Raw genomic sequence first — 15301 nt, forward strand, 5'->3', positions numbered from 1 at the left:
TGCGGAGCAGGTGCCGTTCGCTCCGGTGGTGCAGGGGGAGCCGACGGGGGTGTCGGGGTTGGTTCCGGTGGTTTGGAGGCCGGGGGTGCCGTTGGTCTCGTGCCAGAGCTGGAAGGTCGCGCCGGCCAGGGGCTGCCCGGTGGCGGAGTCGACCTTGGTCACGCTGGTGGACGCGGTCGGGGCGGTGGCTTTGGTGTCCTGGACGGTGATCGGGACGTTCTGTCCGTTGGTGTCGAGGACGACGGTGGTGACGTTGAGTTCCGGCAGTTCGTAGCCGGGGGGTGCGGCGGTTTCCTGCCAGTAGTAGGTGCCGAGGGGGAGGCCGGCCGTGGAGCAGGTGCCGTTCGCTCCGGTGGTGCAGGGGGAGCCGACGGGGGTGTCGGGGTTGGTTCCGGTGGTTTGGAGGCCGGGGACGCCGTTGGTCTCGTGCCACAGCTGGAAGGTCGCGCCGACCAGCGGTTGCCCGGTGGCGGAGTCGACCTTGGTCACGCTGGTGGACCCGGTCTCGACGATCGGGGACTTGGTGTCCTGGACGGTGACCGGGACGTTCTGCCCGTTCGTGTCGAGGACCACGGTCGTCACCGCGGGCTGCGGCAGGTCGTAACCGGGGGGTGCGGCGGTCTCCTGCCAGTAGTAGGTGCCGAGCGGGAGGCCGGCCGTGGAGCAGACGCCGTTCGCCCCGGTGGTGCAGGGGGCGCCCACCTCGGTGTCCGGGGTGGCCCCCGAGGTCTGGAGGCCGGGGACGCCGTTGGTCTCACGCCACAGCTGGAAGGTGGCTCCCGCCAGGGGCTGCCCCGTGACGGAGTCGACCTTCGTCACGCTGGTCGAGGCGGTGGGAGTGGGACTTCCGCACGCCGGAAGATCGCCGTTGAAGGGGTAGGCGTGGAACTCGGTCCCGGTCATCCCCGAGCCGGAGTTCTGCAGCAGCGAACCGGTGGTGAAGAACCGTCCGTTCAGACCGGGCAGGCTCATGGTGGCGGTGCTGGCCGGGTTGCCGACCAGCACACTGCCCTGGAACTGCCCCGATCCCTTGAGCGTGACGGACGTCGCGGCGGGGAAGTTCCACAGGAGGCGCTCGCGCAGCCGGTTCCAGGGATCGGTGTCCTGGAGGCTCCCGCTGTAGGTGTTGATGGTGCGGGCGCCGCCCACGAGGTTGACGAGTACCGTCGCGTTCGCGGGGATGCCGGCGAACGCGATGCCCTGGGTGGAGCCTCCGTTCCCGGCGATGTCGAAGTCGACGTTGAAGACCTGGAGTGCGGAGGTGCCGTCACCGGTGAACAGGGTCTGGAACCCCTGGTTGACCGCGGTTCCGGTGGCGGGGCGGGGTGTGCCGACCCCGGCGTAGCACTCGCTCGCCGTCTGCAGCTGGCCGCGCAGTGGCGTGTAGGCGGCTACGGCCTGCGCTTCCTGGACCTTCGTACCGACGATGGTGCCCGTGGCCGTGCCCGCGTAGCGGACGACGCCGCCCTCCGCCAGGAGCCTCTGCCCCGGGGCCACCGTGACGTTGCCTCCGGCGGTGAGGAAGTCGGCGCCGTCCGGCGGGGGGACCCGTGAGCCGACGCCGACGATGCCGATGTTGTAGACGGAGCTGGCTCCCGGGGCTTTGTTCAGGTCGAAGTTGCCGAGGGTCACCACGTGCCCCTCGGCCTCCGCGGCGGAACCGCCGACGTTGAAGTCGCCGCCGACGAAGATGTTGATTCCGGCGTCGCGGCCTGCGAAGGGACCGTTGTTGACCGGGGGGAACGTCGCGGGACAGTCCGCACCCAGGCACGGCCCGAGGCCGCCCGGGAGACCGGCCGCGTACGCGGCCGGTGGTGCGACGAGTGACATGCCGAAGGGCACGAGCGTCAGGGCCAGGACGGAACCCACCGTCCTGCCGAGTCGGCGTCTCCAGGTGACGGTGGTCACCGGGTTCTGACTGGGCTTCACCTCAGTCCTCTCACCATGTGGACCCAATGGGGCCCTCGGAGTGTTCCGGGCTGGAGGGCCGAGCATCGCGACTCACTGGTGTTGTCATCTGAAAATCGTGTTAATGCACCCGTTCGGCTGTGTGTCGACGGCCGATCGGTCCGGGCGCGAGGGACGGCCTCCGGCCGTCGGCGGTCACTGGCCCTGCTGGTCCGCCGTGTACGACTCCATCGCGTGGTTGAAGCGAGCCAGCAGGGCGCAGAACGCCTGCTGCTCCTCGGGCGGCCAGTCGGCCGTCAGGCGGCGGGTCAACTCGGCCCGTCCGTCGCGGACTTCGGCCAGTCGGCCGGAGCCGACCGGGGTCAGCGCGAGGCGTACGGCGCGGCGGTCGGCCGGGTCCTGGACCCGGCCGACCAGCCCGCCCGCGACCAGCGGGGCGACCTGCCGGGTCACCGTGGAGGAGTCGACGCCGAGCGACTCGGCCAGCGCCTTGACGTTGGCGGGCCCGTGCCGCTCCAGGCGGTCGAGCAGCAGGTAGGCGGCCCGGTCCAGCGCGCCGAGACCGCCGCCGGTGGTCCGGACCTGGTCCATCCGGCGGGCGAACACCGCCAGCTGGTACTGGAGTCGGGCGTGCACGGGGTCGGTGCGGTCGGTGGCCTGGGGCGAGGTCGTCGTCATCGCGGCTCACGATCGTCGTGCGGTGAGGGAGGCTCAGAAGCAGCAGCGTACGCGGGCGGAGCGGGCCCGGGAACAGCCCCGACGTCCCGGATTGCCGGTGTCGACCACCGTAGGCTGGCGTTATGCACAACTGGCCGGTCACCCTCGACGACGTCCGCGGCGCCCAGAAGATGCTCGCCGGAATCGCCCGGGTGACGCCGATGGAGGGCAGCCGGTACCTGTCCGGGCTGATCGGCGCGCCGGTCCACCTGAAGTGCGAGAACCTCCAGCGCACCGGTTCGTTCAAGCTGCGCGGCGCGTACGTGCGGATCGCCGGGCTCTCGCCGGTGCAGCGGGCCGGCGGGGTGGTGGCGGCGAGCGCGGGCAACCATGCGCAGGGGGTGGCGCTGGCGGCCGCGCTGCTGGGGGTGCACTCGACCGTGTTCATGCCGGTCGCGGCGCCGCTGCCCAAGGTCGCGGCGACCCGGGAGTACGGCGCGCAGGTGCGGCTGCACGGCGCCACGGTGGACGAGGCGTTGCAGGCCGCGCAGCGGTACTCGGAGGCGACCGGCGCGGTGTTCATCCACCCCTTCGACCACTGGGACGTGGTCACCGGCCAGGCCACCGTCGGACTGGAGATCCTGGAGCAGTGCCCCGAGGTGCGGACCATCCTGGTCGGGGTGGGCGGCGGCGGCCTGCTGGCCGGGATCGCGGCGGCGGTCAAGCCGCTGCGGCCGGACGTCCGGGTGGTGGGGGTGCAGGCGGCGGGCGCGGCCGCGTACCCGCCCTCGCTGGCGGCCGGGCGGCCGGTGTCACTGGAGCACTACGCCACGATGGCCGACGGGATCATGGTCGGCCGGCCCGGGGACATCCCGTTCGAGGTGATCAACTCGCTGGCGGACGGCGTCCGGACGGTCTCCGAGGACGCGCTGTCGCGGGCCCTGCTGCTCGGCCTGGAGCGGCTGAAACTGGTGGTCGAGCCGGCCGGGGCGGCCCCGATCGCGGCGCTGCTGGAGCAGCCGGACTCCTTCGAGGGGCCGGTGGTGGCCGTGCTGTCCGGCGGCAACATCGACCCGCAGCTGATGCAGCGGGTGCTGCGGCACGGGCTGGCGGCGGCCGGCCGGTACCTGTCGCTGCGGGTGCGGCTGGCGGACAAGCCGGGCTCGCTGGCCGACCTGCTGGGGGTGCTGACCAGGCTGGACGCCAACGTGCTGGACGTCGCGCACGTGCGGATCGACCCGCGGCTGGGGCTGACCGAGGTCGAGGTGGACCTGCACCTGGAGACCAAGGGGCCGGAGCACTGCGCGGCCGTGGTCGGCGAGCTGCGGGACGCGGGGTACGTCGTTTCCAGCTGAGTTCGGAGGGCGCCTCAGGCGCTTGGGGGGCCGGGTGTCTCGGGCGCCGGACGGTGCGGGGCGGGCCTCGGCGGATCTCGGCGGATCTCGGTGGATGTCAGTGGTCCCTGTCACGATGGCGGAGCCCTATGCCTTGACGCGATATATCGCGTGCTGCCAGACTCGCGATACATCGCGTTCTGTGCCGTGGTAGGCGAAACCGAGTCGCCCGCATGCCCGAAAAAGGGGCAGAGTGTGACAGATCGCCCATATTCGTCCGAGGAGATGAGGCAGGCCATGGCGCCAGCCATCCAAGCCGAGAACCTGGTCAAGACCTTCGGCGACGTACGAGCCCTGGACGGCGTCAGCCTCGACGTCCCCGAGGGCACGGTGCTCGGGCTGCTCGGCCCGAACGGCGCCGGCAAGACCACCACCGTGCGGGTCCTCACCACCCTGCTGCGCCCCGACTCGGGCCGCGCGGTGGTCGCCGGCGTCGACGTGCTCAAGCACCCCAACAAGGTCCGCAGCCTGATCGGCCTGTCCGGCCAGTACGCGGCGGTCGACGAGTACCTCACCGGCTTCGAGAACCTCCAGATGGTCGGCGAGCTCTACCAGATGAGCGCCCGTCAGGCGAAGGTCCGGGCGCTGGAGCTACTGGAGTGGTTCAACCTCACCGAGGCCAAGGACCGCACCGCCAAGACCTACTCCGGCGGCATGCGCCGCCGTCTCGACCTCGCCGCCGCGCTGGTCGTCCGGCCGCCGGTGATGTTCCTCGACGAGCCGACCACCGGCCTCGACCCGCGCAACCGGCTCGCGCTCTGGGAGGTCATCGAGACCCTGGTCGAGCAGGGCACCACGCTGCTGCTCACCACCCAGTACCTGGAGGAGGCCGACCGGCTGGCGCACGACATCGCCGTCGTGGACCACGGCCGGGTGATCGCCCGGGGCACCGCCGACCAGCTCAAGGCCCAGATCGGCGGCGAGCGAATAGAGGTCGTGGTGCACGAGCCGGGCCTGGTCGCCGACGCGGTCGCGGCGCTGTCCGGGTACGCGCTGGGCGAGCCGGCGGTGGAGAAGAACACCCGCCGGATCACCGTGCCGGTCAGCGGCGGCGCCCGGGTGCTCGCCGACGTCATCCGCGAACTCGACGCCCGCGGCATCGAGATCGACGACATCGGCCTGCGCCGCCCGACCCTGGACGACGTGTTCCTCACCCTCACCGGCCACGTCGCCGAGACGGTGGAGGAGGGGAACGGCTCCGGCGGCCGCGGCCGGGGCGGCCGGGGCAAGGGCGGGCCGTCCGCCGAGGGGTCGGACGGCTCCGACGGCCAGGGACCGGACAAGCAGGCCGTCGCGGCCGGAACGGAGCGCTGAGATGAGCACCGCCACCGAGCACGCCATCGGCGAGGCGATGCCCAGGCAGCGCCGCGGCATCGCCGCCACCCTGCACGACTCCTGGGTGGTCGCCAAGCGCAACCTGCGCCGGATGACCAGGATCCCCGAGATCGTGGTCTTCGGGCTGATGCAGCCGGTCATGTTCGTGCTGCTGTTCTCGTACGTGATGGGCGGGGCGATCAAGATCCCCGGGGCGAGCTCCAGCTCCGACTCGTACATCCAGTTCCTGATGGCCGGCATCTTCGCCCAGACCGTCACCTTCGCCGTCGCCGGCGCCTCCGCCGGGATCGCGGAGGACATGACCAAGGGCCTGGTGGACCGCTTCCGCTCGCTGCCGATGGCCCGCTCGGCGGTGCTGGTCGGCCGCACCCTCGCCGACCTGTGCCAGACCGCGTTCACCGTGATCGTGCTGGCCCTGGTCGCGCTGCTGGTCGGCTGGCGGATCCACGACGGCGTGCTCAACGCGCTCGGCGCCTTCGGCCTGCTGCTCCTGCTCGGCTACGCGTTCTCCTGGATCGGCGCGCTGATCGGCCTTTCGGTGCGCAGCCCCGAGGCGGCCACCTCGGCCGGCCTGATCTGGCTGTTCCCGCTGACCTTCGTCTCCAACGCCTTCGTGCCGGTCAGCTCGATGCCGGGCTGGCTGCAGACGGTCGCGTACTGGAACCCGTTCAGCGCCACCGTGCAGGCCTGCCGGGACCTGTTCGGCAACCAGGTCGGCCCGGTGGACGCCACCTGGCCGATGCAGCACGCCGCGCTGGTGTCGGTGCTGTGGTCGGTGCTGATCACCGCGGTGTTCTCCTGGCTGTCGGTGCGCAAGTACCGCTCGGCCGTGGGCTGAACCGCGCCAAGTGCGCCGCGAGGGCGGCCGCGGAGTCCCTGGACTCCGCGGCCGCCCTCGTCGGTCGGTCAGGTCTGGTCAGGCCGGATCGGGCCGGATCGGGCTGGGTCAGCCGGCGTGCGGCACGACCTTGACGATCTTCACCATGGCGGGCTTGCCGTTCGGCAGCTCGTAGGTCGCCTCGTCGCCGATCTGCTTGCCGTCGATCGCGCGGCCCAGCGGCGACTGCGGCGAGTAGACGTCCATGGTGTCGGAGCCGGCGACCTCGCGCGAGGCGAGCAGGAACTCCATGGTGTCGTCCTCGTCGCCGTCGAAGGCGACCGTGACGACCATGCCCGGGGCCACCACACCCGAGTCGGCCGGCGCCTCGCCGACCTTGGCGCGCTCCAGCAGCTGGGTCAGCTGGCGGATGCGCAGCTCGTACTTGCCCTGCTCCTCCTTGGCCGCGTGATAGCCGGCGTTCTCCTTGAGGTCCCCCTCCTCGCGCGCCGCCTCGATCTTCTGGGCGATCTCGATGCGCCAGGGCCCGGTCAGGTGATCCAGCTCGGCCTTCAGCTGGTCGTAGCCGGCCTGAGTGAGCCAGGTCACGTTCTCACTGGTCTGGGTCACGGGTGCTCCTCGTAGGTGCTGGGGCTGTGCTGCGGGTGTGAGTCGTCAGCAGGGTTGGTGGTGATATCGGTCGTAACTACAAAGCAACGCCCGCTCCCGTACCATCCGGTGCGGAAGGGGCGAAACCACGAGCCTAACAAGTCCTGCCGACAAGCAGAAGGGTCGTTGGCGCGCCATTGACGTCGGCGTTGCGCCACGGTGTACAGCGAATGCGCCACGGTGTACGGCGGTGGTGCGTGCCGGGCCGGGTGCGGGACTTCCTACGGATGCCCGTTCTCCCGATCGGTTATGCGCCGGTGTCCGGCAGAGTACCGGTGGTGCCCGGCAGAGTACCGGTGAGCGGGGCGCGGTGCCGGTGCGACTCGGCGGGCGGGCCGCCTGCGCAGGCGGCCGGACGGACTCCCTGCGCAGGCGGCCGGGCCCACTCCTTCGCGCTTCTTCGCGGGCCTACCTCTTCGCGGGCCTACCTCTTCGCGGGCTTACTTCTTCGCCGGCGTGCAGCCCAGCAGTTCGGCGGTGGTGCCGCGGGCGGTGGTCCGCAGCGTGACCACGGCGTCGTAGCTGGAGCCGCCGGCCGGCACCGGGAAGTCGGCCACCCCGACCACCGAGCCGTCCGACCCCTGCGAGCGGACCGTGCAGCTGCCGGCCGTCCCGCCGCTCTTGCGCACCGCCAGGTGCAGCTCGACCTCGGAGTCCGAGACCGCCTGGAAGGTCGGCACCGAGCCGTTGATCGTGGTCTCGCGCAGCAGGTAGGAGCCGCCCAGCCAGGCCACCAGGCCCAGGCCCAGCACGCCGCAGACCGCGCCGGCCACCTTCAGGCGGCGGTCCGAATCGCGGTCGCCGCGCCGGCCGTAGCGCCCCTCGGGCAGCTGCGGGGTGGTGGTGCTCGCGTTCATCGGACCCAGTCCTCTCCTGACGGGAGGGGCCGCGCGGGTGGTGCGGGGGAATGCGACGCTCCTCCAGTCCGTCACTATAGGAGGGGCACGCCCGCGGCCGGTCCGGCGGGGGCGGGGCTCGACCGGGCCGGGGTACGTCCGCGGCCGGTCCCGCGGCGACGCGGCCCCGACGTGAGCGGCTCGTACGGTGGGCGGACCGGACTTCGCGGAACGCCCGATATGTGGAAGGAACGCAAGGCGTTGACTGAGCAGTTGCGACTGATGGCGGTGCACGCCCACCCGGACGACGAGTCCAGCAAGGGCGCGGCCACCATGGCCATGTACGTCGAGCAGGGAGTGGACGTGCTCGTGGCCACCTGCACCGGGGGCGAACGCGGGTCGGTTCTCAACCCCAAGCTCCAGGGGGACCCGTACATCGAGGAGAACATCCACGAGGTGCGCCGCAAGGAGATGGACGAGGCCCGGGCGATCCTGGGCGTCAAGCAGGCCTGGCTCGGCTTCGTCGACTCCGGCCTGCCCGAGGGCGACCCGCTGCCCCCGCTGCCCGAGGGCTGCTTCGCCCTGGAGGACGTGAAGGAGGCGGCCGAACCGCTGGTCCGGCTGATCCGGGAGTTCAAGCCGCAGGTCATCACGACCTACGACGAGAACGGCGGCTACCCGCACCCCGACCACATCATGACCCACAAGATCACCATGCTGGCCTTCGACGCCGCCGGCGACCCGGACGCCTACCCGGAGGCCGGCGAGCCCTGGCAGCCGCTGAAGGTCTACTACAACCACGGCTTCCCGATGGGCCGCATCCGCGCCCTGCACCAGTACCTCACCGAGCACGGCCACGACTCGCCGTACGGCGAGTGGATCGCGGGCTGGGAGAAGAGCGGCCGCCAGGAGCGCGAGATCACCACCCGGGTGAGCTGCGGCGACTGGTTCGAGACCCGCGACCGCGCCCTGATCGCCCACGCCACCCAGATCGACCCCGACGGGCCGTGGTTCCGCGTCCCGCTGGACGTCCAGCGCGAGGTCTGGCCCACCGAGGACTACGAACTCGCCCGTACCCTGATCGACGTGGACCTGCCGGAGGACGACCTGTTCGCCGGCCTGCGCACCCCCACCCTGGCCGTCGAGGCCGCCGACACGCGCGACTGAACCACCCCCCGATGGCCCGGCTCCCCGTGAGCCGGGCCACCATAGAGATATGAGCGCCCCCGTGAACCTCGTCAACCTCGCCGCCGACCTCGCCGTCGACGACGCCAAGGTCACCCCCGGACTCCTCGGCTTCGTCGTCTTCGCCGCCCTCGGCGTGGCCACCTGGTTCCTGGCCAAGTCCATGAACCGGCAGTTCAAGAAGGTCGACTTCGCGGAGGAGCCGGAAGCCCCCAAGGAGTAGCGCGCGCGGGCGCGCGCGACGGCCCGGCTCGCCGCAGCCGACGTCCCGGCGCCCGGCCCCCGATGCGCGAGGATGGGGGGCATGCCGAACCGTCTCGCGGACGCGACCTCGCCGTACCTGCTGCAGCATGCCGAGAACCCGGTCGACTGGTGGCCCTGGGGGCCGGAGGCGTTCGCCGAGGCTGAGCGGCGGGGGGTGCCGGTGCTGCTCAGCGTCGGGTATGCCGCGTGCCACTGGTGCCAGTGAACTTGTCAACCGAGTAGTGGGTCTGGCGGGAGCTTGCCGGCACCACCTGGCCGAGCCGAGGCCCCATGGCGAGCCACCGACCCGACAAGCAGGAGATGGGCGGATCAGAGTTTCTGCACCCCGAGGTCGGCGAAGAGTTTCCTGGTGGCGGGGTCGACCGAGTAGAGCACCAGGCCGCAGATGGAACGGGTCATCAGTACGCCGTAGGCGTTGCGCAATGCCCTGGTGAGCTCGGTGTCGTCCTTGATCTGTGAAGCCTTGCTCTTCACGTGCTCGCGGTGGGCGACCCAGGCGCCGTCCTCCCACGTGAGATCGGGGCCTATGATCACGCCGCCCCACTCGTACTCGAGCCCCTGGGCCGTGTGCACGCACCCGATCTGCCCGAAGCCTCCGGGGTCGGTCGCCCAGAACTTCCGCTTGGGTATTCCCTGGGTGCTGTGGTTGTCGCCGGCGTTCCAGGGGCGTGCCCAGTCGGGATCGGGGCTGACGTCGGGGAAGGTGCCGGTGTCGTCGGTCCAGCCCCAGCACATTCCGGCGCTCATCCGGGCGCTCACGCCCGCCGGGTCCTTGCTCTGGAGGAAGGACTCCATCTCGGCGGCGCTGTCAGCGTAGTAAAGCTCGAAAGGCTCGGGATCGGTGGCGCCGTCCGGGCGCCACGCGATGGGGTCTCCGGCCGTGAGTCGGCTGACCCAGGTGTCGTAGGTCGAGCTGCCGACAGTTCGGAGCACCCGGTCCAGGCTGATCGGCACGATCTCCACACCGAGGTTCTGGAGCTCGCTCTTGAGTCTCTCAGGAGACCAGACCTCTTCCGCGAAGAGGCGTTGGTCACCGTCGATGAAGAAGACCGGCACGCGAGCGTGGGTGACGACTTCTTCCACCGAGGTCGGTCCTGTCTTCCGCATCCCGAAGGAACCGGTCTTCGGTCGCAGGCTGAGGCGGTGAGCTTCGTCGCAGACGATCAGGTCCAGCTCGTCGGGCCCGAACTTGTCGGCGACCTGCACCAGTGGTCTGAAGACCTTTTGGTAACCTTTGGCGGCCCGCTTGAAGGTGTCGCGAGAGGCGATGCCACCGGAAACGAAGGCAGCAGAGCGCCCGGCTTGCAGCGCTTCTCCCAGCGCTGTGAGCGCAACGAGTGACTTGCCGCTGCCCGCACGTCCCTCGATGACGAATACCTTCTTCACCCCCTGCGACCCGACGGCTGCCGTGGCATCGGCGATAGCCCGGACCGCCCGCAGTTGGTGTTCGACGAGACTGAACCGGGTGTGCCCGTTGATGATCGCCCCGGTCTCGTCGGTCAGAAGGTTGCTCGAGCGTCGGCGTCCGAGTAACTCCTGTGCGGCCTCCGCGCCGGAGTCGGAGCTGAAGTTCGCGGTTAGGAACTTCTCCAGGTCCCCCGGTTGCCGCGCGGTGAACGTGGGGATTCCCGGGCGAGGAGACACCCGGCTGATCCACTGGTGCTCCGGACCCATCAGGTTGTGCAGGTAGGCCGTGCCCACGAGGTTGACGTAGCGGTCGTCGAACATGCTGTGGTGCTTGCGCAGGTCGTCCATGTTGTTGCTGACCTGGACTGCAGGATGCTTGAGGTGCCTCTTGTACTCAGGGAACGGTGCGTAGACCAGATCCCTGGCGCAGCGCCGGCAGAGCGTGGTGTTCCCCTCCGCCCTGCAAGAGGCACAGAGCCCGGCCGTCTCCGACAGGGTTGGACGCTCGATGCTGCCCCACTGCTTGAGCTCGATGACCGCATAGCTGAGCCGTCCCGATGGATGCCGTCCTGCGAGGACGACGTCGATGTGGTTCATCTGGCCGTCGGCGAGGTACTCGATGAACATCCGCACCTGGCCGAGCCCGAGGTTGTCCAGCGTGGTCGCCAGCTCGTAGACGCTCTCACGCCAGGACCTGACATCCGAGGGGCTCGGCTTCTTGTCCTTCGGGTGCGCGGCGGAGTAGCACTCGCTGATCCTCCGGACCAGCTGGTGGCGGTCCCGCACCAGACGTTGCACGGGCCAGAACGCCTCCAGCGGCTTCCAGCCGCCCCCGACCGCCATCCCGTCTACCCCCAGCAGTGAGTGAAAGCTCTTGCGAGCTGAGCCATCTGGAACCTAGCAGAATCGATTCTGCAGCCAGCCTGCGCGTCACTTACTGGTGGCGTCACCGCCACAGAAGAGGCCGGTCGTGGTTGTCGAATGGGTGTTGGTGGATGTGGCCCCGGCTGCCCTGAAGCGGAGCTCGGTGCTTGAACGGCCCCGGCGTGACCAGGCCGCTGTGCAGGACGTACTCCAGTGTGAGCATGAGGTCGGTGTCCGCCTGCTCAGAGGTGTGTCGGCATCGATCCGGCGAGAGAAGGCGTCACGGGTCGTGACCGGGTATCGCGATCCGTCGCCGGTGGGATCAGCGAGACCGGCACGGGGTACCGCCCGCAACAGTGGCCGGGACGTTCTCGCTGCCCGCGTGGTCAGTTTGGTGCGAGCGCGACAGCTGATACCTCCGGCCCTCGGGGGATCGTCCACCCGGCCAATCGTTCCAGAGCCAGGCGGACCGCTCCGATGAGTGTGCGCGGATATCCCGGCGGGACAGAGTACGGATCGTTAAGGGCGAGGTCCCGGATTCTAGTCAGGTACTTCTGGGGCCTCGGTGAGCCTGAGTTCACGGCCGGCGAGGTAACCACAGGCGAGCTCGATGATGAGTGGCCAGTGTTTCATGGTCGTTGACAGGTCGACCGCGTTTTCGAGGATCATCAGCCAGCGCTCGGCGGAAGCGCTCAGGAGAGAGCGCAGACCAGGTCTCCCAGCTGGGCTCTCTCCCCGGCGGGCTGGTCGACGCTGCGCAGCAGGCAATCGTGCACGGTCCGGAATGAGTTGATGAGGTAGGCATCACTTTCGGCGGTGATCCGGAAGACCTGCTCGTAGGAGTCTGCCAAGTGGTGGGCGTAGGCATTGGCGAGACCGGTCTCGCCAATGCCGGACGGCCCGAGGAGGGCGCAGCTCGCGATGGCCTGTCCGTTCTGTGCGTGCTCGAGGGTGCCGCAGACACGAGCGAGACAGCTGAGGCCCTCGTCGGCAGGTTGTAGATCTACATCGCCCAGGTCACGTACTTCTAGGCTAGCCTGGAGGTCTCATCGCTGTGGTCGGAGGTGCAATGAGCTGTGGCGAGCGGCTCGACGCTCTGGATATGGCCGACAGCAATTTATGCAGCGAGCGCGCGCGGAGATGTGGGACTCTAGCTCACGAGCCGGCGGAACTGCTCATTGAGCAATCGAAACTCTCCGGGCTTCGGCCTGTCGCGAATCAACGCGCCGTCAGGGTCGCGTCGAGGGCCGAGAGATTTCTTAACTTCTTCGACTAGCAGGACCAAGTCGTCGTCATCGAGCACCAGGACGAACTCGCGGCGGTTCAATGCCACGTCGCGGCAGCGCAGCAAGAAACGCTCCTTGTCGACGAATGAGCGGCAGGCGATTATTCCGACCTTTCCTCGCAGCGGGGTGAACCGTCCGCATAGCTGGTCTAGTTCCGGATTTCCCAGATCGGATCCGTAGTTCTTGCACTCAACGAACAAATATGAACACTGGTGTCCCTGTCGGGTGAGCCAGTCAAAGAATCCGCGCCGGTCTCGGTTCGTGTAGGTGATGTCAATCCGCTTCCTGCCTTCGTCGACAAGATGCTCTATCACGGGCTGGGTCAGTGCCGGATAGAACAGGGCAGTGAAAAGCGACTCAATGGCCTTGTGGTAGCGCGAGGCATGCTGTGGCCCGGAGGGTACTTCAAGCACTGCTTCAAGCAGAGCGTCGAAATCTACGGGGTCAGTGCCGGTTGCCGTGCTCAGCTGCGCGTGGGTGAGCGGCTTGATAGGCAGGGCCTGCTTCTTGTCTTTGTATGCGCGGAAGATCTCGACCCTGTCTTCTGAGAGCTCCACCATTCGCGCCTTGTCGCCGCCGTACTCTGCTTCGATGTCCGTCTGCTCAAGCAGGCGCCCCGCTTCCTTTGCGGCCTGGATCAGCTTTCCGGTGGGCTTGTCGCTTTCAGCTGAGAAGAGCGCCGGCGCCAAGTGGTTACGGAAATACTCCTGCTTCGTGAGTAGGAGATCGTGTCGTACGATAACCTTCGGGACGAGTAGGAGAGGCTTTCCATCCGCTACGGGAAGGCGCGTCGCGGAAGCGTCCCACTCCCGACGCTTCGAGTCCCATGCCAGCCCGCAGTAGACATCGTCGACGAGTGGTATTCCATACATCGAGGCTATTGACTGTGTGTAGGAGGTCAGCATTCCCCGAATCACACAGGTTGTGATATCTGAGACTATGTCCTTCCCGATGTCATCGATGAAGAGTGCGGTATCTTCGAGGTCTGCTAGCAGTCCACTCTTTGCGGCCCGACTTGCGGATAGGTTGGCGCATATCCGCGCCACAAGGTACGGGCCGAGTGCGCGGCCTCTGGACTTCCCCCTTGAGAGGCCAAAGTGAGTCTCATTGGGCTCTTGGAGACGAATGAGAAGGTCGCGAACCCTGCGGTTGTCGCCGAGGCTGAGTGACTGAACAATAGTGTCGAAGAACGTGCTGAGCATCTCCAGGCACTGGTGAGACCACTCGTCGGGGAGCTTCTTCAGCGTGCTCGGATCTATGTAAACGGGGGTGTCGTTCACCGTATCAACGTCTACGAAATCGAGGGTCGGCTGCGTGCGTCCGAGGTTGTAATAGTCAGAGACGTGCATGGCTCCCCCGAGAATTTTACTTATCGGCAACCGAGGCTATCTACCCGACTTCCGATGGTCCTACTCGCGTCACTTTTCCTACTCGCCGGTATGCGCTCGATATCAGCCATCATCGGATCCCCCTGCCGCAAGTCTTGACGTCCGTTCGACCTGCACTCCTGCCCGGCCGGAGCTAGTGGGCAGAACCTCCCAGGCGTGTACTGGTCCTTCCTTTCATTGGGATGTCAGCCACGGTCGCCCCTCCAGCTTGACGACCACCTGCGTTCGCCCTGGAGCAGCGGTACCCATCCGGCGACAACGTCCGGTGCCGACAAGGCCATGTTCAGACCCGCTTCGCTCAGTTGCGTAGGTGCTAGTCCCGAGGTGATGAAGAGCAGTACCCCGCCTTGCTGTTTGATCAAGCGCTTCATGTCACGTGAGACCTCGGACGACCACTCCTCAAGGCCCAGTTTCACGACCAGCCCTCTCCGACTCACGGTAGCGAGCCCGGGGACGGTGTTAAGCGCACGATCAGCGGGCAGCATTCCTTGCCGCCGATGGATGTAGGACGGAGTCATCTGCCACTGGCCGTCCTCGCGTTGGGCCAGTTCGACGGATTCCACGCCCGTGTTCACCATCATGACCACTGGGCTCATGCCGTCCAGTACGACCTGGGGTGTGCGGGCTGCACTCGCCGTCCAGGTCAGACGAGGCTCCGACGTGCGGATGATCTTGAAGATTCCGAGGCCATTGTCACGATGGGTGCCGTCATTGTCAGTCCATTCGGGGTAATGACACATCCCCAGGTGGTTGAGACTGGCGGTGGCGCCCCAGGGCTGCTCGAACACACGCAGTGCGGGCACACCTCTTCCCAGCGATAGCCCGCAATACTGGCAATCAAGCGGCCACAGCCCCTCCATCACATCAGCGAGTTGCTCCTGTGCCAACCGTTTCTCGGTGGTCTTGCTCACCGCCACGGCCTGGAGTCCGCCACGGTCGGCCTCCGCGCGGACGATCCGCCAGTCGGGCATCAACAAGGGGGTGCGCTGCCGGGCTTTGCTGAACCACGCTTCGGCATTCTCCGAATCGCCCTCCCAAGCCAAGACGGTGCCGAACGTGATCACGGCATCAGGATCGCCGTCCGCGGCGGCTGCCGAAGCACCTTGCCTCGCCTGTACCAGGTAGTAAACCGCCGCGTCCTTCTGCTTCCGATAGGCGAGCCAGCCGGCGAACGCCAGCGCTGCGGCGGACAGGCCCTGAGCTTCCCCCGTTGTGCGGGAGGTGGTGATTACCTGGTCAGGGCAGGTGTGGGTGGTGCGACGGCCACCGGTTCGGCCGTCGCCTGGTCGGC

At 68.3% G+C, this 15301-nt stretch carries 13 protein-coding genes and 1 pseudogene; 6 read left to right on the forward strand and 8 right to left on the reverse strand.

Features of this window, described 5'->3' with window-relative positions:
* Together ACFWPT_RS37680 and ACFWPT_RS37685 are read right to left on the reverse strand one after the other, a co-directional pair.
* Positions 1-1929, reverse strand: a 1929-nt coding sequence (locus tag ACFWPT_RS37680) for a choice-of-anchor A family protein (RefSeq protein ID WP_380487355.1), incomplete at its 3' end; no start/stop codon positions are given.
* Positions 1930-2103: 174 nt separating this feature from the next.
* Positions 2104-2586, reverse strand: a complete 483-nt coding sequence (locus ACFWPT_RS37685) for a MarR family winged helix-turn-helix transcriptional regulator (RefSeq protein WP_063348015.1) — start codon at positions 2584-2586, stop codon at positions 2104-2106.
* A 122-nt stretch (positions 2587-2708) separates the two neighbouring features.
* Between ACFWPT_RS37685 and ilvA the strand changes: the two genes are divergently transcribed.
* The 3 genes from ilvA (at position 2709) to ACFWPT_RS37700 (ending at position 6132) form a co-directional block, all read left to right on the forward strand.
* Complete coding sequence (ilvA, locus tag ACFWPT_RS37690; RefSeq protein WP_063348014.1) at positions 2709-3920, forward strand: threonine ammonia-lyase; 1212 nt, start codon at positions 2709-2711, stop codon at positions 3918-3920.
* Between the two features lie 276 nt (positions 3921-4196).
* Positions 4197-5273, forward strand: a complete 1077-nt coding sequence (locus ACFWPT_RS37695; protein WP_380487359.1) for an ATP-binding cassette domain-containing protein — start codon at positions 4197-4199, stop codon at positions 5271-5273.
* A 1-nt stretch (position 5274) separates the two neighbouring features.
* Positions 5275-6132: an ABC transporter permease gene (locus ACFWPT_RS37700; protein WP_063348013.1), complete on the forward strand. Its 858-nt coding sequence runs from the start codon at positions 5275-5277 to the stop codon at positions 6130-6132.
* 108 nt (positions 6133-6240) lie between these two features.
* Here ACFWPT_RS37700 and greA read toward each other — a convergent pair whose 3' ends face one another.
* The gene (greA, locus tag ACFWPT_RS37705; protein WP_063348012.1) at positions 6241-6741 is read right to left on the reverse strand and encodes a transcription elongation factor GreA; all 501 of its coding nucleotides are present in this window, start codon (positions 6739-6741) and stop codon (positions 6241-6243) included.
* A gap of 479 nt (positions 6742-7220) precedes the next feature.
* Positions 7221-7637, reverse strand: a complete 417-nt coding sequence (locus ACFWPT_RS37710; protein WP_063348011.1) for a DUF4307 domain-containing protein — start codon at positions 7635-7637, stop codon at positions 7221-7223.
* A gap of 240 nt (positions 7638-7877) precedes the next feature.
* Here ACFWPT_RS37710 and mca point away from each other — a divergent pair, with 240 nt between their 5' ends.
* From mca to ACFWPT_RS37725, 3 genes and pseudogenes are all read left to right on the forward strand, one after another.
* On the forward strand, positions 7878-8783 hold the full coding sequence (mca, locus tag ACFWPT_RS37715; protein ID WP_063351176.1) for a mycothiol conjugate amidase Mca: 906 nt from the start codon (positions 7878-7880) through the stop codon (positions 8781-8783).
* 49 nt (positions 8784-8832) lie between these two features.
* A complete protein-coding gene (locus ACFWPT_RS37720) occupies positions 8833-9024 on the forward strand; it encodes a hypothetical protein (protein ID WP_063348010.1) in 192 nt (63 codons plus the stop codon).
* An 81-nt stretch (positions 9025-9105) separates the two neighbouring features.
* Positions 9106-9264: pseudogene (locus ACFWPT_RS37725) on the forward strand (DUF255 domain-containing protein); the annotation flags it as partial.
* A gap of 110 nt (positions 9265-9374) precedes the next feature.
* On the opposite strand, the gene ACFWPT_RS37730 reads toward ACFWPT_RS37725, so the two are convergent.
* The 4 genes from ACFWPT_RS37730 to ACFWPT_RS37745 form a co-directional block, all read right to left on the reverse strand.
* The gene (locus tag ACFWPT_RS37730; RefSeq protein WP_380487362.1) at positions 9375-11315 is read right to left on the reverse strand and encodes a DNA/RNA helicase domain-containing protein; all 1941 of its coding nucleotides are present in this window, start codon (positions 11313-11315) and stop codon (positions 9375-9377) included.
* A gap of 713 nt (positions 11316-12028) precedes the next feature.
* Positions 12029-12187, reverse strand: coding sequence for a hypothetical protein (locus ACFWPT_RS37735; protein WP_380487364.1), 159 nt, complete (start codon positions 12185-12187; stop codon positions 12029-12031).
* Positions 12188-12486: 299 nt separating this feature from the next.
* Complete coding sequence (locus tag ACFWPT_RS37740) at positions 12487-13971, reverse strand: hypothetical protein (RefSeq protein ID WP_380487366.1); 1485 nt, start codon at positions 13969-13971, stop codon at positions 12487-12489.
* 224 nt (positions 13972-14195) lie between these two features.
* A partial coding sequence (locus tag ACFWPT_RS37745) for a hypothetical protein (RefSeq protein ID WP_380487368.1) occupies positions 14196-15301 on the reverse strand: 1106 nt, incomplete at its 5' end.

The sequence above is a fragment of the Kitasatospora sp. NPDC058478 genome (assembly GCF_042720345.1).
In the GTDB taxonomy this organism is placed as follows: Bacteria; Actinomycetota; Actinomycetes; order Streptomycetales; family Streptomycetaceae; genus Kitasatospora.